The organism is Nocardia asteroides (assembly GCF_900637185.1).
In the GTDB taxonomy this organism is placed as follows: Bacteria; Actinomycetota; Actinomycetes; order Mycobacteriales; family Mycobacteriaceae; genus Nocardia; species Nocardia asteroides.
Genome location: NZ_LR134352.1, coordinates 663,932 through 683,089, shown reverse-complemented (window position 1 = coordinate 683,089; position 19,158 = coordinate 663,932). Strand labels below are relative to the sequence as shown.

General features: G+C 69.5%; 18 protein-coding genes. 10 read left to right on the top strand and 8 right to left on the bottom strand.

Annotated elements, in window-relative coordinates; translation table 11 throughout:
* Positions 1-17 precede the first annotated feature (17 nt).
* Complete coding sequence (locus tag EL493_RS03365) at positions 18-1,013, top strand: acrylyl-CoA reductase family protein (protein WP_019050046.1); 996 nt, start codon at positions 18-20, stop codon at positions 1,011-1,013.
* Positions 1,014-1,051: 38 nt separating this feature from the next.
* A complete protein-coding gene (locus tag EL493_RS03360; protein ID WP_019050045.1) occupies positions 1,052-1,747 on the top strand; it encodes a GntR family transcriptional regulator in 696 nt (231 codons plus the stop codon).
* 16 nt (positions 1,748-1,763) lie between these two features.
* Here the strand turns inward: EL493_RS03360 and EL493_RS03355 are convergent, their stop codons facing one another.
* Positions 1,764-3,650: an ABC transporter ATP-binding protein gene (locus EL493_RS03355; RefSeq protein WP_019050044.1), complete on the bottom strand. Its 1,887-nt coding sequence runs from the start codon at positions 3,648-3,650 to the stop codon at positions 1,764-1,766.
* Between the two features lie 136 nt (positions 3,651-3,786).
* Here EL493_RS03355 and EL493_RS03350 point away from each other — a divergent pair, with 136 nt between their 5' ends.
* Positions 3,787-6,759, top strand: a complete 2,973-nt coding sequence (locus EL493_RS03350; RefSeq protein ID WP_019050043.1) for an FAD-binding and (Fe-S)-binding domain-containing protein — start codon at positions 3,787-3,789, stop codon at positions 6,757-6,759.
* A gap of 282 nt (positions 6,760-7,041) precedes the next feature.
* A complete protein-coding gene (locus tag EL493_RS03345; RefSeq protein WP_019050042.1) occupies positions 7,042-7,989 on the top strand; it encodes a DNA-3-methyladenine glycosylase family protein in 948 nt (315 codons plus the stop codon).
* On the opposite strand, the gene EL493_RS03340 is transcribed toward EL493_RS03345, so the two are convergent.
* Positions 7,986-8,192 (bottom strand): hypothetical protein, encoded by a 207-nt coding sequence (locus EL493_RS03340; protein WP_022565953.1) that lies wholly within the window; start codon positions 8,190-8,192, stop codon positions 7,986-7,988. The genes EL493_RS03345 and EL493_RS03340 overlap by 4 nt on opposite strands.
* 182 nt (positions 8,193-8,374) lie before the next feature.
* Between EL493_RS03340 and EL493_RS03335 the strand changes: the two genes are divergently transcribed.
* From EL493_RS03335 to EL493_RS03325, 3 genes are read left to right on the top strand one after another with little or no spacing between them, the layout of a single operon-like run.
* Entirely contained in the window at positions 8,375-9,292 is a 918-nt protein-coding gene (locus tag EL493_RS03335; protein ID WP_198040870.1) for a helix-turn-helix domain-containing protein, read from the top strand.
* On the top strand, positions 9,289-9,507 hold the full coding sequence (locus EL493_RS03330; RefSeq protein WP_019050039.1) for a DUF397 domain-containing protein: 219 nt from the start codon (positions 9,289-9,291) through the stop codon (positions 9,505-9,507). Before EL493_RS03335 ends, EL493_RS03330 begins: the two co-directional genes overlap by 4 nt.
* The gene (locus EL493_RS03325) at positions 9,504-9,719 is read left to right on the top strand and encodes a DUF397 domain-containing protein (protein ID WP_019050038.1); all 216 of its coding nucleotides are present in this window, start codon (positions 9,504-9,506) and stop codon (positions 9,717-9,719) included. The genes EL493_RS03330 and EL493_RS03325 overlap by 4 nt, the downstream gene beginning before the upstream one ends.
* A gap of 286 nt (positions 9,720-10,005) precedes the next feature.
* Here EL493_RS03325 and EL493_RS03315 read toward each other — a convergent pair whose 3' ends face one another.
* The 3 genes from EL493_RS03315 to EL493_RS03305 are packed head-to-tail and all read right to left on the bottom strand — an operon-like array spanning position 10,006 to position 13,548.
* Positions 10,006-10,752 (bottom strand): succinate dehydrogenase/fumarate reductase iron-sulfur subunit, encoded by a 747-nt coding sequence (locus EL493_RS03315; protein WP_019050036.1) that lies wholly within the window; start codon positions 10,750-10,752, stop codon positions 10,006-10,008.
* Between the two features lie 2 nt (positions 10,753-10,754).
* The gene (locus EL493_RS03310) at positions 10,755-12,689 is read right to left on the bottom strand and encodes a fumarate reductase/succinate dehydrogenase flavoprotein subunit (protein WP_022565955.1); all 1,935 of its coding nucleotides are present in this window, start codon (positions 12,687-12,689) and stop codon (positions 10,755-10,757) included.
* A 28-nt stretch (positions 12,690-12,717) separates the two neighbouring features.
* Positions 12,718-13,548 (bottom strand): hypothetical protein, encoded by an 831-nt coding sequence (locus EL493_RS03305; RefSeq protein ID WP_022565956.1) that lies wholly within the window; start codon positions 13,546-13,548, stop codon positions 12,718-12,720.
* 209 nt (positions 13,549-13,757) lie between these two features.
* Between EL493_RS03305 and EL493_RS03300 the strand changes: the two genes are divergently transcribed.
* On the top strand, positions 13,758-14,942 hold the full coding sequence (locus EL493_RS03300; protein WP_074965364.1) for a thiolase family protein: 1,185 nt from the start codon (positions 13,758-13,760) through the stop codon (positions 14,940-14,942).
* Between the two features lie 64 nt (positions 14,943-15,006).
* Here the strand turns inward: EL493_RS03300 and EL493_RS03295 are convergent, their stop codons facing one another.
* The 3 genes from EL493_RS03295 to EL493_RS03285 all read right to left on the bottom strand — a co-directional run bounded on the left by EL493_RS03295 (position 15,007) and on the right by EL493_RS03285 (position 17,864).
* The gene (locus EL493_RS03295; RefSeq protein WP_019050032.1) at positions 15,007-15,297 is read right to left on the bottom strand and encodes a hypothetical protein; all 291 of its coding nucleotides are present in this window, start codon (positions 15,295-15,297) and stop codon (positions 15,007-15,009) included.
* A 190-nt stretch (positions 15,298-15,487) separates the two neighbouring features.
* The gene (locus tag EL493_RS03290) at positions 15,488-16,438 is read right to left on the bottom strand and encodes an alpha/beta fold hydrolase (protein WP_019050031.1); all 951 of its coding nucleotides are present in this window, start codon (positions 16,436-16,438) and stop codon (positions 15,488-15,490) included.
* Between the two features lie 244 nt (positions 16,439-16,682).
* Positions 16,683-17,864 carry an AAA family ATPase gene (locus EL493_RS03285; protein ID WP_019050030.1) on the bottom strand — a complete coding sequence of 394 codons (1,182 nt, stop codon included), beginning with the start codon at positions 17,862-17,864 and terminating at the stop codon, positions 16,683-16,685.
* Between the two features lie 107 nt (positions 17,865-17,971).
* On the opposite strand from EL493_RS03285, the gene EL493_RS03280 reads away from it, so the two are divergent.
* Together EL493_RS03280 and EL493_RS03275 are read left to right on the top strand one after the other, a co-directional pair.
* Complete coding sequence (locus tag EL493_RS03280; protein WP_019050029.1) at positions 17,972-18,262, top strand: hypothetical protein; 291 nt, start codon at positions 17,972-17,974, stop codon at positions 18,260-18,262.
* Positions 18,263-18,594: 332 nt separating this feature from the next.
* Entirely contained in the window at positions 18,595-19,155 is a 561-nt protein-coding gene (locus tag EL493_RS03275) for a C40 family peptidase (protein WP_022565958.1), read from the top strand.
* Positions 19,156-19,158 lie beyond the last annotated feature (3 nt).

Sequence of the window (19,158 nt, the reverse complement as noted above, 5' to 3'; positions counted from 1 at the left end):
CCTCGTATGCTCGGGCGATGGATTACTCCGCGATGGTTGCCCGGGAAGACGACGGTGGGATCGTGCTCGCTCGCGAGCAGGTCGGGGAGGATTTCCTCGGCACCGGCGAGGTGACGATCAAAGTCCACTATTCGAGCGCCAACTACAAGGATCTGCTGGCGATCACCCCGCGTGGCGGCGTGGTGCGGAACTACCCGATCGTGCCCGGTATCGACCTCACCGGTGAGGTGGTCGCGTCCGAGGTCGACGATTTCGCCCCCGGCGACCAGGTGATCGCGCACGGCTACGAGCTGGGTGTGTCCCGCAACGGCGGCTTCGCCGAATACGCCAGGGTGCCCGCCGAATGGGTGGTGCGCCTGGACGGCCTCGACACTCGCGACGCCGCCACCATCGGCACCGCGGGCTTCACCGCCGCCATGAGCGTGCAGGCCCTGCTCGACCGCGGCCTCACCCCCGACGACGGCGCGGTGCTGGTCACCGGCGCGACCGGCGGCGTCGGCACCGTCGCCATCGACATCCTGTCCGGCCTGGGCTTCGAGGTGATCGCCTCGACCGGCAAGACCGGCTCGAACGACCTGCTCGCCGAACTCGGCGCCAACGAGGTCATCGGCAGGCTCCCGCTCGATCCCGACGCCAAACCGCGCCCGCTCAACAAGGCGATCTGGGCCGCGGCGGTCGACAGCGTCGGCGGCGCCTCGCTGGCCCACGTCCTGAGCTCCATCGGCTACGGCGGCGCCGTCGCGGCCAGCGGACTGACCGGCGGCGCGGAGCTGCCCGCCACCGTGCTGCCGTTCATCCTGCGCGGGGTGAGCCTGATCGGCATCGACTCGGTGTTCCTGCCGATCGAGAAGCGCCGCGCGCTGTGGACCGCGCTGGGCAAAGAGCTGCGTCCCCAGCATCTTTCGACGATCGAGTCGTTCACCCCGATCGCCGAGGTGGGCACGGTGCTGCAGTCGATCAAGGACGGCACCCACTCCGGTCGCACCGTGGTCGGGGTCGCGGGCGAGTTCTGAACACCGGTCCGCCGCAGCGGTATTCGTAGACTGGCCGGGTGGCCCGAGACCAACATCGGCAGGTCGACCTCGTCGACGACACCTCCCAGACCCGGCGGATCTACGACGAGCTGCGGCGCGCCATCATCACCGGCCGCTACCGCGAGGGGGAGAAGTTACCCGAGGCGCGGGTGGCCGCCGAGCTCGGCAGCTCGCGGCTGCCGGTGCGCGAGGCGCTGGCGCTGCTGGAATTCGACGGCATCGTCAGCGCGCTGCCCCGGCGCAGCGCGGTGGTGCGGTCGTGGGATCGCACGGCGGTCGACGAGTTGTTCGACGTGCGAATCGGCTTGGAGCCGCTGGCCGCCCGGCTGGCCGCCGCCCGCATCCGGCAGGGCCACGACAGCGCTCCCCTGCTCGCCGCCCTGCGCGACGCGCAGCGGGCCACCGACTCGCGGGACCCGCTGCACCTGGCCGAGACCAATGCCCGGCTGCACGGCGCGATCGTGGAACTGTCCGGCAACAGCCTGCTCACCCAGCTGATGCGGACCATCCTGGCGCGGATGGCCTGGCTGTTCTTCCTGACCACCGAGCGCGGCGCCGAACAGCAGCGCGACGAACACCGCCACCTCATCGACGCCATCTGCTCCGGCGACGAGCGGCTGGCCGAGTACGCGATGCTCGGCCACACCGAGGCGGGCCGCGCCCCGACCCTGGCCATCGTCACCGCGTTGCGGCCGGTGGGCTCGGCGCTGTAGCCCACCGGCCGTCCGCTCAGACCACGCTGGTGACCGGCACCGGTTCGTCGGCGAACTGGGTGCGGTACAGCTCGGCGTAGCGGCCGTCGGCGTTGAGCAGGTCGGCGTGGGTGCCACGCTCGACGATGCGGCCCTGCTCGAGCACCACGATCTGGTCGGCCGAGCGGATCGTGGAGAGCCGGTGCGCGATCACCAGCGCGGTCCGGCCCTGCAGTGCCTCGGTGAGGGCTTCCTGCACCGCGGCCTCGGAGGTGGAGTCCAGCGAGGCGGTGGCCTCGTCGAGGATCACCACGCGCGGCTGCTTGAGCAGCAGGCGGGCGATGGTGAGGCGTTGCCGTTCACCGCCGGAGAGCCGGTAGCCGCGTTCGCCGACGACGGTGTCCAGACCGTCGGACAGCGAGTCGACCAGTTCGCCGAGCCGGGCCCGGCGCAGCGCGTCCCACAGCTGCTCCTCGGTCGCTTCCGGCTGGGCCAGCAGCAGATTCGCGCGGATCGTGTCGTGGAACAGGTGCCCGTCCTGGGTGACCAGGCCCACCGTGCGCTGGATGGACTCGGTGGTGAGCTCGCGCACGTCGGCGCCGTTGAGCCGGACCGCGCCCGAGTCGACGTCGTAGAGCCGCGACACCAGCTGCGCGATGGTGGATTTACCGGCGCCCGAGGAGCCGACCAGCGCGATCAGCTGGCCCGGCTCGGCCCGCAGCGACACCTCGTGCAGCACCTCGACCCCGCCCCTGGTGTCCAGGGTGGCGACGTCCTCGAGCGAGGCCAGCGACACCTTGTCGGCCGAGGGGTACCCGAAGTTCACCGCGTCCAGCTCCACCGCGACCGGCCCGTCGGCGACCGGGACCGCGCCGGGCGCGTCCTCGATCAGCGGCTTCAGGTCCAGCACCTCGAACACGCGCTCGAAGCTCACCAGCGCGGACATGATCTCCAGCCGCGCACTGGCCAGGGCGGTGAGCGGGGTGTAGAGGCGGGTCAGCAACAGCGACAGCGCGACGACCGAGCCGGCGTCCAGGCTGCCCTGCAGGGCGTACCAGCCGCCCAGGCCGTAGACCAGGGCCAGGGCCAGCGCGGAGACCAGGGTGAGCGAGGTGACGAAGGTGGTCTGCAGCATCGCGGTGCGGACGCCGATGTCACGGACCCGGGTGGCGCGCACCGCGAACTCCGAGGACTCCTGCTGCGGCCTGCCGAACAGCTTCACCAGGGTGGCGCCGGGGGCGGAGAAGCGCTCGGTCATCTGGGTGCTCATGGCGGCGTTGAGCTGGGCGGCCTCGCGCTGCATGGCGGCCAGCCGGTTGCCGGCCCGGCGGGCCGGGATGACGAAGACGGGCAGCAGCACCAGCGCCAGCAGGGTGATCTGCCAGGAGATGCTGAGCATCACCGCGAGCGTCAGCACCAGCGTGACGATATTGGTGACCACGCCGGACAGGGTGTCGCTGAAGGCGCGCTGCGCGCCGATGACATCGCTGTTGAGCCTGCTCACCAGGGCGCCGGTCCTGGTCCTGGTGAAGAACGCCACCGGCATCTTCTGCACGTGGTCGAACACCGCGGTGCGCAGGTCCAGGATCAGGCCCTCGCCGATCCGGGCCGAGAGCCAGCGGATGACGATGCCGAGCCCCGCGTCCAGGATCGCCAGGCCGGCGATGGCGAGCGCGAGCAGGACCACCGTGCGCGGCGCGGAACCGCCGACGATGTCGTTGACGACCCGGCCCGCCAGCACCGGCGTGGCCACGCCCAGTACCGCCGCCAGCACGCTGAGCACGAGGAATCCCGAGATCCGCCGCCAGTGTGGTTCCGCGAAACGCAGGATGCGGCGCGCGGTGGCGAGGCGGAACGGCCGCTGTTCCTCCGGCGCGTTCATCCGCCGGTACATCTGGCTGTAGGCCACCGATTCGATACTCACTGGCTTGCTCCTCTTCGCTCCCCACCCATCGAACTCCTGCCCACCGACACTAAAACCTCAACAAAGGTTGATCGCAAATACTTTCCGCCCGCCCACGGTTCCGCCGACGGCGAACACGGGGAAATAAGCTGGTCGGGTGGATGCCGACCGGAATGCGGAGCTGCTCGCCGACGCCCTGCGGGCCCGGATCGCCTGTCCGGTGGACGCGTCGGTCCGCCGCCGCGCCGAGTACGCCTCCGACGCCTCCAACTACCGGGTGCGGCCCACCCTCGTGGTGTTCCCGCGCCGTGACGACGACGTGATCGCGACGGTCCTGTTCGCGCGCGAGCACGGCCTGGCGGTGACCGCGCGCGGTGCGGGCACCTCGGTGGCGGGCAATGCCGTCGGCCCCGGCATCGTGGTCGATTTCAGCAGGCACCTGCGCGGGGTGCAGGTCGATCCGGTGGCGCGCACGGCCCGGGTGCGGCCCGGTGTCGTGCTGTCCGAGCTGCAACGACGGCTGCGGCCCGACGGGTTGCGGTTCGGTCCCGACCCGTCCACCCAGGATCGCTGCACCCTCGGCGGGATGATCGGCAACAACGCCTGCGGGCCGCACGCGCTGGCCTGGGGCCGCACTTCCGACACGGTGCGGGAACTGCGCGTCGTCGACGGCACCGGCACGCTGCGGGTGCTCGGCGCCGACCCGGCCGCGGTGCCCGGCCTGGCCGCGTTCACCACCGCGAATCTCGCGGTGCTGCGCACCGAACTCGGCCGATTCGAGCGCCAGGCCTCCGGCTACGGGCTGGAACATCTGCTCCCGGAACGGGGTTCGTCGATCGCCAAGGCCTTCGTCGGCACCGAGGGCACCTGCGGGCTGCTGCTCGAGGCCGAAGTGGACCTCACGCCGCTGCCGGGCGCGACCGTGCTGACGGTGCTCGGCTATCGCGATATCGCGACGGCGGCAGACGATGTCGCGGCCGTGACGAGCTGCGCGCCGATCGCGGTGGAGGGCATCGACGCGGGCCTGGTCGACCGGGTACGGGCCCACCGTGGCACCGTGCCCGAACTGCCGCGCGGGCGAGGCTGGTTGTTCGTCGAGACCGCGGGGGCCACCCCGGCCGAGGCACTGGCCGCGGCCGAGCGGCTGTGCCGGGAAGCGCACGCCGACGATCACCGCATCGTCACCGATCCCGGTGCCACCGCGGCACTCTGGCGAATCCGGGCCGACGGCGCGGGACTGGCCGGCCGGACACCGGAGGGCGCACCGGCCTGGCCCGGCTGGGAGGACGCCGCCGTCCCGCCCGAGCGGCTGGGCGCCTACCTGCGCGAATTCGCCCAGCTCACCGGCCGATACGAGGTCGACGGCCTGCTGTACGGCCACATCGGAGACGGCTGCATCCACGTGCGGCTCGATCTTCCGATCACCGACGCGCCGCAGCGATTCCGGGAGTTCCTGTTCGACGCCGCCGAACTCGTCGTCCGGCACGGTGGCTCGCTGTCCGGCGAACACGGTGACGGCCGCGCCAGATCCGAACTGCTGGCGGTGATGTACTCCCCCGCCGCCCGTGCCGCCTTCGCGGACTTCAAGGCGCTGTTCGATCCCGACGGCCTGCTCAATCCGGGCGTGCTGATCGCGCCGAATCCGGTGGACGCCGATCTCCGCGTGGCCGGGTTGCGACCCCTGCCGTCGGCGGGCGGTTTCGCGCTGCCCCACGATGGGGGCGATCTGTCCACAGCTGTGCACAGATGTGTAGGAATCGGCAAGTGCCGGGCCGACACTCGCGCCGCGGGCGGATTCATGTGCCCGTCGTACCTGGCGACCGCCGACGAGAAGGACACCACCAGGGGCCGCGCCCGCGTGCTCCAGGAAGTCGTGCGCGGCGAACTCGACTGGCGCGCACCGGCCGTCGAGGAATCACTGGACCTGTGCCTGTCCTGCAAGGCGTGTGGATCCGACTGCCCGGCGGGCGTCGACATGGCCACCTACAAATCCGAGGCCCTGTACCGGCGCTACCTCGGCCGCCGCCGCCCCCTCGACCACTACGTCCTGGGGCAGCTCCCCCGCTGGCTCGCTGTCGCCCAGCGCTTTCCACGCCTGGCCAACACCCTCGCGGCCCAGCCTTTCCTGCGCCGCACCGGCATGCGCGCCGTCGGTATCGACCCGCGACGCGACGCCCCACCCCTCGCCGCCACGCCCTTCCGGCGGATCTGGGCAGAACTCGGCGGCAACCAGCGCACCGAACCGCTGACCCTCGCCCTGCGGCGAACCACCCACCGAAACCTGATCCCACCCCAGCACACCGAGCGGAACCCGACCGCCCTCGGCGACGGCCCGGCGCGGGTCGAAACTGTCGAGGTGATGCTCTGGGTCGACTCGTTCACCGACACCTTCGACCCGGGCAATGCCCTCGCGGCGACGGCGATCCTCGAACAACTCGGCTGCCGGGTCCTGATCCCGACCGCCCGCGTCTGCTGCGGCCTGACCTGGATCACCACCGGCCAGCTCGACGGGGCGCGCGCTCGCCTGCGTGCCACCCTCGACGCGGTCGCCGAGCACGTGACGCGGGGCGGGGTGATCATCGGCCTCGAGCCGTCCTGCACCGCCACGCTCCGGGCGGACCTGCCCGACCTGCTGCCCGACGACCCCCGCGCACGTCGGGTCGCGGCGTCGGTGCGGACCCTGGCCGAATTCCTGCTCGACCAGCCCGGCTGGCGGCCACCACGGCGCACCGGGGAGTCGGTCGTCGTGCAGCCGCACTGTCATCAGCACGCGGTCGGCGGCTTCGCGGCCGAGCGTGAACTGCTCGCCGCGATGGGCGTCACCGTCGCGGAACTCGCCGGCTGCTGCGGGCTGGCCGGGAACTTCGGCATGCAGAAAGGCCACTACGATGTCTCGGTCGCCGTCGCGGAGAACTCCCTGCTCCCGGCCCTGCGCGCGGCCGACCCCGGCACCGTCTTCCTGGCCGACGGGTTCTCCTGCCGTACCCAGGCCGCGCAGCTCGCCGCCGTCGAAGGCATCCCACTCGCGTCCTACCTGCTCGATCCAACCCCCGGACCACCGCGCGGTGCGGGAGCCGAGACCGCGAGCGGCCGAAGCGGGCCAGCGCCGAGGCGGGACACACCGTCCTGACCGGCCGAACCACGGCGCGCCGGGTGTCGACCTGGTTCAGATGTCGCGGAAGGACCCGCTCAGCTCCCGTGGGGCAGCGTTCCCGGCGGGATGTGGTAACCCGAGCTGCCCGCGGACCCGCTTCCCCAAGCCGCCAGCAGCCAGTTGAGCGCGTTCGTGATCATCGGTTACCTCCTGCGTCGACGGGATGCCGACTGTTTGCCGGTCGGGGAGATATCGCCCGTGACGTGGCGAATATTACGAATCGACGTCGTTGCCGGGGCGGGCGCGCACAATGGTCGGGTGCGCGATCAGATCCTCGACCCCGAGCCGACGACGGCCGGGCTGTCCAGGACGGTCCGGTCGAGCAGGCCGTTCGACGTGGGCCTCACGGTCGTCCCGCTGCGGCGCGGCGGCGGCGATCCCTGCCATCACGTCGACGCCACGGGCGCGCACTGGCACGCCTCCCGGATGCCGACCGGCGTCGTCACCTTCCGGCTCGCCCAGGACGGGCGCGACGGCGCGCGGGCCAGCGCCTGGGGTCCCGGCGCGGCGGAGTTCATCGACGGTCTCGAGCGCATGCTGTGCCTCGACGAGGACCTCGCCGATTTCGCCCCCGAGCATCCCAAGCTGGTCGAAGCCCATCGCGTGGTGCCGGGACTGCGGATGCTGCGGACCGGGCTGGTATTCGAATCGCTGGTGCCCGCGATCCTGGAACAGAAGGTGCACACCAAGTCCTCGTTCGCCGCCTGGCGCAGCCTGGTGCGCGAATTCGGCACCGCGGCGCCCGGTCCGGCGCCGGCCGGACTGATGGTCGCGCCCGACGCGCGCACCTGGCAGCACATCCCGTCCTGGAAGTACCACCGGGCCAATGTCGGACCGCAGCGCGCGCAGACCATCGTGCGCGCGGCCAGGGTCGCCGACTCGATCGAGCGCACGGCCACGCTGCCCCCAGAGGAGGCCGCGCGCCGGTTGCGCAGCCTGCCCGGCATCGGTGTCTGGACGGTTGCCGAGACCGCGCAACGCGCCTTCGGCGACGCGGACGCGCTTTCGGTCGGCGACTATCACCTGGCCGCGACGGTCGGCTGGAGCCTGCTCGGTCATCCGATCGACGACGACGCGATGGTGGAGTATCTGGAACCGCTACGGCCACACCGCTATCGCGCGGTGCGCCTGCTCGCCCTGAGCGGCCAGGCGATCAAACCGAAGTTCGGCCCGCGCACCCCGATCACCGACCATCGGCACCGCTAGCGGATCGCCCGCTGCTCGAGCACGCAGTGTCCGGCCTCGACCAGGGTGGTGCGGGCGCGCCTGCGCACCCGGCACTCGTCGACGGTGCAGTCGAGATGCAATTGCATTGCGGCATGCGCCTGTTCGGCGTCCATCGGGCCCGGATCGGTGCCGCAACCCAGCAGTGCAGCGGCAATATGCATGTTCACATCGCTCAATTGCATGGATCAAGGACAGCACGCAACCGCTCGGCTACCGGTGTGTACACGCCGATCCCGAGATTTCCCCGCGAATTCCCAGCACAGGATCCAAGCGGGAGTGCAGGATTCCCCATAGTGGACGAAATCCGCCGTCACGCCGGGGCTGTGGGTCGTGACGGGTTGCGAACACAGGAGGGAGCGGGGCTGTGGCAACGAGCGCATCGATCGGAACGGGTGGTGCCCCGGCGGGGGTGTCCTCGACGCTGCCGCGTCGCCAGCTCGGCCGCTATCTGCGCGACTGGCGCACGCAGGCCGGGCTCACCATCGCCGAGGCGGCCCGGTTGATGGAATGGGGCGCCAGCACCCTGCAGCGGCTGGAAAAGGGTCAGGCCGACCGAATCCGGACGATCGACATCAACGAGTTGTGCCGGATATACGGTATTCCCGACGATCTCGCCGAAGGGCTGGCCGGACTGGCGCAACAGGCGGCGGTGAAGAGCTGGTGGCACGCCTACGGTGACCTCATTCCCGAAAACTTCGATATCTATGTGGGTTTGGAGGCATCCGCACGTCGGTTACGTGCTTATCAGTCCGAATTGGTCCTGGGCCTGTTGCAGACCGCCGACTACGCGCGTGCGCTGAATCAACTGGGCTATCCCCAGGATTCGGTCGACGAACTGGATCGACGCGTCGCATTACGGTTGCAGCGACAAGCGCTGATCACCCGTAAGCATTCACCCGCCGAGATCGATGTGGTTTTGCACGAATCGGTATTGCATCGCATCGTCGGTGATGCAAAGGTGATGGCTGCGCAGTTGCGACACCTTGCCGACATCAGTACGCGAAGCAACGTGACACTGCGTATCCTGCCGTTTGCCGCCGGTGTTCCACTCGGAGTCTCCACCGGACCTTTCACGGTTCTCGAGTTCGGCACCGACAGCAAGGGGCAACCGGTCGAACCACCGGTGGTGTACGCCGAAGGCTTCACCGGCGATCTCTACCTGGAACGACGCGCGGATGTCAGAAGGTACGACCGGGCGCACGAGTGCCTCCAGCGTCATGCGCTGGACTGTCAACCCAGTAGACACCTGCTGCGGCAGGTCGCGAAGGAGTATGTGGCATGAGTTTCGATCTCGTCGACGCACACTGGTTCAAGAGCACGCGCAGCGGCGCGGGCAAGGACTGCGTCGAAGTGGCGTTCCTCTACGGCGGACGCGTCGGCGTACGCGACAGCAAGAACCCGGCCGGCCCCGCCCTGGTCTTCGACGGCCCGAGCTGGGACGCCTTCACCGACAGCATCGACAGCGGCGCCTTCGCCTGCGCGCTGGGCGCACGGTGAACAGCAAGCGCGATATCGACACCTCCGGCGCCACCTGGCTGCGCGCCGGTGCCGCGGGGGAGGGCAGCAGTGTCGAGGTGGCCATGCTGCCGGACGGTTACGTGGCGCTGCGGGACGGCAAGAATGCGGGCGGACCGGTGCTGATCTTCACGCCCAGCGAATGGTCCGCCTTCACCGCGGGCGTGCACGACGGCGAGTTCGATCGTCCTTGATCACGTTTGGATCAAGACACGGCCGGGTATCCCTGGGTTATGGACCGAGGGTTGAAGAAGATGCCACCCCGGTACCGGAGGCTGGCGCCTGAGGACGGGGTGGAGCGCCTGATCGTCGTATTGCTCTTCGGAGTATCCGCGATCGGAATCTACGTGCTCACCGGCTCTTTTCTCGGCGCGCTGTTCATCGGATTACTGGTCGGACTAGTCGCAGTAGGGACGGTTGCCGTGTTGTAAGTGGTGGTCGCTGTGTGGTCTCGCCCGCGGGACCACACAGCGCCGCACGTCACCGCCGGAACAGTTTGTTGCCCAGCCAGACGATCGGATCGTATTTACGGTCCACCACCCGCTCTTTCAGCGGGATCAGCGCGTTGTCGGTGATCTTGATATGTTCCGGGCAGACCTCGGTACAGCATTTGGTGATATTGCAGTAGCTCAGGCCCGCCTCCTCCTGAGCCAGCTCCCGCCGGTCACCGGTGTCGAGCGGATGCATCTCCAATTCGGTGATCCGCATCAGATAGCGCGGCCCGGCGAATGCCTGCTTGTTGTCCTCGTGGTCGCGGACCACGTGGCAGGTGTTCTGGCACAGGAAACACTCGATGCACTTGCGGAACTCCTGCGAGCGCTCCACGTCGACCTGTTTCATCCGGTACTCGCCCGGCGCCAGGTCCGGCGGCGGCGCGAACGACGGAATCTCCCTTGCCTTCTGGTAATTGAACGAGACGTCGGTGACGAGGTCCTTGATGATCGGGAAGGTGCGCATCGGCGTCACCGTGATCACCTCGTCCTGGGTGAACGTCGACATGCGCGTCATGCACAGCAACCGCGGTCTGCCGTTCACCTCCGCCGAGCACGAACCGCATTTGCCCGCTTTGCAATTCCAGCGCACCGCCAGATCGGGCGCCTGGGTGGCCTGCAGGCGGTGGATGATGTCGAGCACCACCTCGCCCTCGTTGACCAGCACGGTGAAGTCCTCCAGACCGCCACCGTCGAGATCACCGCGCCAGACCCGGAACCGGGCGTCGTACCCCATCGTTACGCCTTTCCCTCGGTCGAGCCCGCCGCCGGATGCGCGGCCAATTCCTGCTCGGTGTAGTACTTCTCGAGTTCGGTCAGCTCGAACAGGGCGAGCAGGTCGTCCCGCATCGGCAGCTGATCGGCCGGGGTGACGGTCACCGCGGGCACCTGCCGCCGCGCGGTGGCCGGGTCGATCGCGCACACCAGCAGCTTGTTGCGCCAGTCCGGGTTCATGCCCGGATGGTCGTCGCGGGTGTGGCCGCCGCGGCTCTCGGTGCGCAGCAGCGCGGCCTGCGCCACGCATTCGCTGACCAGCAGCATGTTGGCCAGGTCCAGGGCCAGGTGCCAGCCGGGATTGAACTGGCGCGCGCCGGTCACCGCGACCGCGGCGTACCTGGCGCGCAGCTGTTCCAGCTTCTCGATGGCCTCGCGGACCTCGTGCTCCTTGCGGATGATGCCGACCAGGTCGTTCATCGTCTGCTGGAGTTCGGCGTGCAGGGTGTAGGGGTTCTCCCCCTCGCCCGACGCGGGTGGATCGAACGGCGCCAGTGCGGTTTTCGTTGCTGCCGCGATATCGGCGTCGGCCGGGACCGGCCGGTCGGGGAGCTGTTTGACGTAGGCCGCGGCGCCGAGTCCGGCCCGCCTGCCGAACACCAGCAGATCCGACAGCGAGTTGCCGCCGAGCCGGTTCGAGCCGTGCATGCCGCCGGAACACTCACCGGCGGCGAACAATCCGGCCACCACCGCCGCGCCGGAATCGGGGTCGACCTCGATGCCGCCCATCACGTAGTGGCAGGTGGGACCGACTTCCATCGGCTCGGCCGTGATGTCGACGTCGGCCAGTTCCTTGAACTGGTGGTGCATCGACGGCAGCCTGCGCACGATCTCGTCGGCGGGCATGCGCGAGGCGATGTCGAGGTACACGCCGCCGTGCTCGGTGCCGCGCCCCGCCTTCACCTCCTCGTTGATCGCCCTGGCGACCTCGTCGCGGGGGAGCAGGTCGGGGGTGCGGCGCGCGGAGTCGTTGTCGCGCAACCACTGATCGGCCTCGGCCTCGGACTCGGCGTACTGGCCCTTGAACACCGGCGGGATGTAGTCGAACATGAACCGCTTGCCCTCGGAGTTCTTGAGCACGCCGCCGTCGCCGCGCACGCCCTCGGTGACGAGGATGCCCTTCACACTCGGCGGCCAGACCATCCCGGTGGGATGGAACTGCAGGAACTCCATGTTGATCAGCGTGGCGCCCGAACGCAGCGCCAGCGCGTGCCCGTCGCCGGTGTACTCCCAGGAATTGGAGGTCACCTTGTAGGACTTGCCGATTCCACCGGTGGCCAGCACCACGGCGGGCGTCTTGAACAGCACGAACCCGCCCGACTCGCGCCAGTAGCCGAAGGCGCCTGCGATGCGGCCGCCGTCGGTGAGCAGCTCGGTGATGGTGCACTCGGCGAAGACCTTGATCCTGGCCTCGTAGTCGCCGGTGGCGGCGTAGTCCTCCTGCTGCAGTGACACGATCTTCTGCTGCATGGTGCGGATGAGTTCCAGACCGGTGCGGTCGCCGACGTGCGCCAGCCGCGGATAGGTGTGGCCGCCGAAGTTGCGCTGGCTGATCCGGCCGTCCGGGGTCCGATCGAACAGCGCGCCATAGGTTTCCAGCTCCCACACCCGGTCGGGGGCTTCGCGGGCGTGCAGCTCGGCCATCCGCCAGTTGTTGAGGAACTTGCCACCGCGCATGGTGTCGCGGAAATGGGTCTGCCAGTTGTCCTTCTCGTTGGCATTGCCCATCGACGCCGCGCAGCCGCCCTCGGCCATCACGGTGTGCGCCTTGCCGAACAGCGACTTGCACACCACCGCCACCGACAGACCCTGCTCGCGGGCCTCGATCACCGCGCGCAGACCCGCGCCGCCCGCCCCGATCACCACGACGTCGTAGTCGTGCTGTTCCACTTCTGACATTCGAACTAGCTCCTGGAGTCGACGCGATTCAGTTGACGAACCGCAGGTCCGAAATGGTCTGGCTGGCAACCAACATCACGTAGAAGTCGGTGAGCACGAGGGTGCCCAGCGTGGTCCAGGCCAGCGCCATGTGGCGGGTGTTGAGCTTGGAGACCTGGGTCCAGTACCAGTAGCGCACCGGGTGGGCGGAGAAGTGCTTAAGCCTGCCGCCTGCGATGTGCCTGCACGAGTGGCACGACAGCGTGTAGGCCCACAGCAGGATCACGTTGACCGTGAGCACGATGTTGCCGAGGCCGAAGCCGAATCCGCCGGTCTCGCCGTGGAATGCGGTGATCGCGTCCCAGGTGTTGATCAGCGAGACCAGCAGCGCGACGTAGAAGAAGTAACGGTGCGAGTTCTGGATGATCAGCGGCAGCCGCGATTCCCCGGTGTAGCGCGCGTGCGGTTCGGCCACGGCGCAGGCGGGCGGGGAGAACCACACCGACCGGTAGTAGGCCTTGCGGTAGTAGTAGCAGGTCAGGCGGAAGCCCAGCAGGAACGGCAGGACCACGAAGCCCAGCGGGATCCACATCGGCAGCTCGCCGAACGGGGTGCCGAAGTGGCTCGAGCCCGGCACGCAGGAATCGCTCAGACAGGGGGAGTAGAACGGCGTCAGATAGTGGTACTGCGGCACCCAATAGGCCGTGCGCACAAAGGATCTGATCGTCGCGTACACGACGAAGGCGCCCAGCCCGAGCGCGGTGAGCAAGGGTGGCAGCCACCATCGATCGGTACGCAGGGTCCGTGCGGCGATACGGGCCCGCGTCTTGCTGAAGACGCCGGTCCCGGACGACGGGGTGGCGGTCGGTGCGGCACTCACGTGGATGCCTCGCTGATCTAGGCCGTGCGGCGGTTGATCATTCCCCACCGCGATGAATTGTGATGTGGAGCACCATACGCCTGTGTTCTCGCCGCTCGAGCCGGGTCTCACCCAACGCCCTCCGGAACACGGTGGTGATCTCGGTCACATGATCATTCCCGTGACAACCGGTCATCCCGGTGCAACAAAGCTGTGGTGCCCTGTCACCCATGAGAAGAGCCGCGATCGTGGCGCCCGTCCGAACGCCGAGCGGCGTGGAGGGCGGCGCGCTGTCCGGGATGCCCGCCGAGTGGCTGGCGACCACGGTGCTATCGGCCGTGCTCGAGCGTTCCGGGATCGACCCGCTGCGGATCGAGGACGTCGCGATGGCCTGTGTCGACGGCGGGCTCGCCGACGTTCCCGCCATCGGCGCGCTGGCCGCGCGCGGGGCCGGGCTGCCGTTCGCGGTGCCCGGATTCCTCACCGACCGGCACGGCGGCAGCGGGCTGCAGGCGGTGATCACGGCCGCGATGATGGTGCAGACCGGAGCCGCCGACGTGGTCGTCGCCGGCGGGGTCGAGTGCGCGGCCACCCCGTCGACCCTGCCGGGCGGGACGGCGGGCCTGCGCAATGCCGAACGGCTCGCGCACTACTACGGCATCGACCGCACGACGGCCGACGAGTTCGCGGTGGCCAGTCATCGCAAGGCGGCGCGGGCCTGGCGGCAGGGCGCCTTCGCGGCCGAGGTGGTGCCGGTGGGGGTGGCCGCGGGCGTGGCCGAGCACGGGATCACGCGCGACGAGGGCGTGCGCGACGACCTGTCGACGCACACGCTGGCCGGGTTGCGGCCGCTGCTCGCCGAGGGCGTGGTGACGGTGGGGAACATGAGCGCGCACCGGCTCGGCGCCTCGGCCTGCCTGGTCGTGGCGGAGGACCGGCTCGACGAACTCGGCCTGACCCCGATGGCCTTCCTCGCGGGCTGGGCGGCGGCCGGTTGCGACAGCGTCGGCCCCGCGCTCGGCGCCGCGCCCGCGGTGGCGAAACTGCTGGCCCGCACCGGCTGCTCGCTCGACGAGATCGACCTGCTCGAGATCAACGAGGGGTACGCGGTGGAGGTGCTGGCGCTGGCCACCGAGTGGGAGCTGGATCCGCTGGGCAGGCTCAATGTGAACGGCTCCGACATCGCCCTCGGTCATCCGGTCGGCGCCACCGGCCTGCGGATCATGACGACGATGCTGCACGAACTCGGCCGCACCGGCGGCCGCTACGGGCTGGAGGCCATCGCGCTGGGGCACGACCACGGCATCGCCGCGCTGTTCGAATCGGCGGACGCGCCGGAACCGGCCGAGACCCCGCGCGGAGCCAGGTTCCACGGCGTCCGGAGTGGGCGGCGGCCGGGCAGACACCGGGCCTGAACAGGGGTCGGCGCGACGACCCTGGGTGGCAGAGCCGTCGCGCCGGTGAACAGGTCTTCGGTTGTTACTTGGTCCGCGGGCGGGAGTGGAAGCCCAGGCCCTCGTCCTGCGCGCCCATCCAGGCGGCCTCGTCGGACTTGCTGTCCGGGACGTAGATCGGTTCCGCCCTGCGGGGGACGGCGAGCTCCGGCGGCGGTGCCTGCTCGAACTCCTCGGCGTCGATGACGAGCCGCTCGAGGTCGTTCTCCAGCCTGCGCACGGTGGCCGCGTCGCCGTAGTTGGAGCGCAGTGCGCCGATCGATTGCCGGAGTTGACCGACCGCGTAGCGCAGTTCCGCGATATCGCTGCGTGTCATCGTTACCTCCTGTGTATATGGCGGGCATACCGACTCGTCCGGATCACGGGTACGCCCGAAAACTCCCGGGCCGCACTGCACCGAGCCGTGTGACTCACCACACAACGTGATCTCCACCACAATAACCGAGCTTTTCCGTTTGCGCCCGTAGTTGGCCCGGATCGGCGGTTGCCGTCCGGTAACTCCGGGGTCAGCCCGCCACGGCGTAGTTCTTGCCGATGCCCGCCGCGGCGCGCTCGACCAGGCCGGCGATCGAGTGCGCGACCTCTTCGGCGCGCTCGAGGATGACGCCGTGTCCCGCCCCCTCCAGCCGGACCAGCTCGGCGCCCGCCAGTTGCGAGGCGAGTACCACCGAATGCGCGAACGGAACCATCAGATCGGCCGAGCCCGCCAGCACCAGGGCGGGCAGATCGCCCAGCCGGTGCAGGGTGCGCGCCTCGTCGAAGTCGCGCAGTGAGCTCAGGAAACCCGACATGGTCAGCAGCGGGGTGTCGTTGAGGATCGCGGTCGCGATCGCCCAGACCCGCGGGTTCACCCGCCGGGTCCCGGTGCTCGCCTCGCGGATCAGCGGCCCGAAGATCCAGCGCGAGAAGCGCTTCGAGGCCTGCAGCACGCCGGGCGCGTGCAGCACCACCCGCTGCAGCGACGCCACGGCGTGCCGGTTGAGCAGCCTGCCGAGGCCCACCTCGGTGAGCCCGGCGGCGGCGCCGGAGATGAGCCCGATCCCCGCGATGCGCTCGCCGATTGCCGCGGGGAACAGCCGGGCGTAGGCCAGCAGGACCATCGCGCCCATCGAATGGCCGACCAGGACGACCGGGCCGGTGGGCGCGACCGCGCGCAGGACCGCGTCGAGGTCGGCCGCCAACTGGTCGATCGTGTAGGTCTCGTGGCCGGCGTGACCGGATTCGCCGTGCCCGCGGTGGTCGTAGAAGACCATCCTGGTGTCGGCGTCCCAGTGCCGGAGCAGATGCTCGCGCAGGAAGGACCAGGATTCGGTGTGCAGGCAGTGTCCGTGCACGAAGACGACGGTGACCGCGGCGTCGGCGCTGCCGAAGAGGCGGACCGCGATCGGCACGCCGTCGTCGGCGACGACGGTGGCCCGACGGCCCGCCGGTGCGGCGATGGCGATGTTCTCCGACATGACGCCTCCTGTGCTGCTGGAGCGCTGTACCCCGTGTTTCGAAACAGATTTCCGGGGCGTTAGCGCGCCAATCCTGGCGTTATGCAGCCGATGCGCAACCGAATCCGGGCGGGGGCCCGCCGTTATGCAGGAGAATCTACGGAACTCTAGCGCCGAACCAAGAAATCGATAGATGGGGCTGGTCGGCGAGTTCGCCGGGAGAATCTTCTGCTGTCTAGCGCATTCGCTAGAGCTTTGAAGATGGTCATACGCTCCGGAGGTAGCGGCCGAAGTGCGGGACCGTGAAGCCGATCGTGCCGCGCTCGGCCGAATAGATGAGCCCCTTCTTGATCAGGCCGTCCCGCGCGGGGGAGACCGAGGCGGGCTTGCGGCCCAGCTCGGCGGCCACCGCGGCGGTGGCGACCGGGCCGTCGTCGCCCGCCAGGTCGGCCATGGCGCGCATGTACTCGCGTTCGGCCGGGGTGGCCCGCTCGTACCGGGAGCCGAAGAAGCCGACCGCCAGTTCCTCCTCGGCGGCGGGCGCCGCCACGTCGACGTCCTCGGCGGTGATCGGGCTGTCCGGCGCCTGATCCCAGGCGGCCTTGCCGTAGGCCTGCACGAAATACGGGTAGCCGTCGGCCTTCTGGTATAGCGAGTCGAGCGCGTCCTCGGTGAACTTCACCTCCTCGCGTTCGGCCGGAGCGATCAGCGCCAGGTCGGCCGACTGCCGGTCGAGCCGGTCGATGCGGTGATAGCTGAACAGCCGCTCCGAATAGCTCTTCGACGCCGAGAGCACCGCGGGCAGATGCGGCAGCCCAGCGCCGACGACGATCAGCGGCGCCCCGTCCTGGCTCAGCTCGTGGCACGCGCCGCAGATGGCCGACACGTCGGCCGGGCCCAGGTCCTGCATCTCGTCGATGAAGATGCCGATCCCCACGCCGATGTCGGCGGCCAGCGCCGCGGCCTCCTTGAACAGCTCGATCAGGTCGATCTCGATGTCGCCGGAATCGGCCCGGCCGGTCACCGCGGGCACGTCGATGCCGGGCTGCCAGCGTTCGCGCATGCCCTTGTCGGCGGTGGCGCGCAGGGCGAAGGCCTTGAGGATGCCGAGGAAGTCGTCGACGTGCTCGGGATTGCGGTGCGCCATCGCGATCGCGCGCACCGCCATGTGCAGCGCCGAGGACAGCGGACGGCGCAGGTCCTGGTCCGGTCGGGCCTCGATCTTGCCGGTGCCCCAGCCGCGCGAGATGGCGGCCGAGCGAAGCTGGTTGAGCAGCACGGTCTTTCCGACGCCGCGCAGTCCGGTGAGCATCACGCTGCGCTCGGGCCTGCCGCGGGCGACCCGCTCGAGCACGATGTCGAAGGCGGCCAGTTGCTTGTCCCGTCCGGCCAATTCGGGTGGACGCTGGCCGGCGCCGGGTGCGTAGGGATTGCGCACGGGGTCCATGCCGGACAACCGTAGCGCGGATCGCCAGGCGAATCTCGGTAACTCTGCGCTGTGTCCTAGATACTGCTATCGACAGGAAGACGAGTGCGTCGACGGAACGGAGTGGCATGTCCGAGGAACCGCAGTGGGACTCCAGCGGCGAGCGTCAGGCGACCTCGTCGCTGGAATTCCTCGACCTCGTCGAGCTGCCGCCGGACGCGCACCTGACCGAGTCGATCCGGGTCTTCCTGCGCGCCGCGGCCACCGAGCCCGGCGGCGACGACCCGCAGGTGCTGCCCGCGCTCGCGCTCGCGCCGCTGCTGATCGCCCTCGGCAGGCTGGAGATCGACCTGGCCGACGCGCGCGCCCGGATCGGCGAGCTCGAGCGAACGCTGGCGCGGCGCGCCGGACGCGGTTGATAACGCTTCCGCCGCGCGGCGCGATAGATTCGTGACGCGTGGCGACACGCCGGGGGCGAAGCCTGTGTTCTGGGCTTTCACGGCTGCGGGAAAACAACTTGCGTGCTTCGCTGGACAGGCCGCATCACAGGCCGTAATCTTCTCGTGACTTAGTGGAGTCTGTCGCTTCGTCAGAGAAGCGGCGCCATTGAGTCTCCGTCGAATAGTCGTCATCGCCAAGCGATTTCGGCGCAGCGGCGGGAGAGCAGCAAGATCGGAGACTCGTCTCGGTGGGTAAACACAGCTTGCAGCGGGATTCTCGACTGCCGAATTCCGTCAAGGGTGCGCTCGTCATGGGTGCAGTGGCCGCCACTACCGGTGCGATGCCCGCGATTTCGCAGGCCGCCACGATCAACATTCCCGGTCTCGGCAATTTCGACCTGCCGCCCGAGCTCGAGCAGCCCGCGCAGCAGCTGGAGAAGCAGCTGCAGTCGATGGTGGCGCCGCAGGGCCAGGCAGCTCCGCAACTGCCGTCGGTCAACTTCGACAACCCCTTCCAGCAGCAGCAGAGCGCGGGCAACGTCGCTCTCGACGCCGCCCGCACCAAGCTGGGCGCCGTGTACTCCTGGGGTGCCGCCGGCCCGTCGAGCTTCGACTGCTCCGGCCTCGTGCAGTGGGCGTACCGCCAGGCCGGTATCGAACTGCCGCGCACCAGCTTCGAGCAGTCGCACGTCGGCGCGCCGGTCTCGTTCGACAACCTGCAGGCCGGTGACATCGTCATCACCAACGGTGGCGGCCACGTCGGCATCTACGCGGGCAACGGCCAGCTGCTGAACGCGGTGCAGTCGGGCACCCCGGTGTCCTACACCCACCTCAGCGCCGACGACGTCGTGACGGCTCGCCGTATCGTCTAAGGG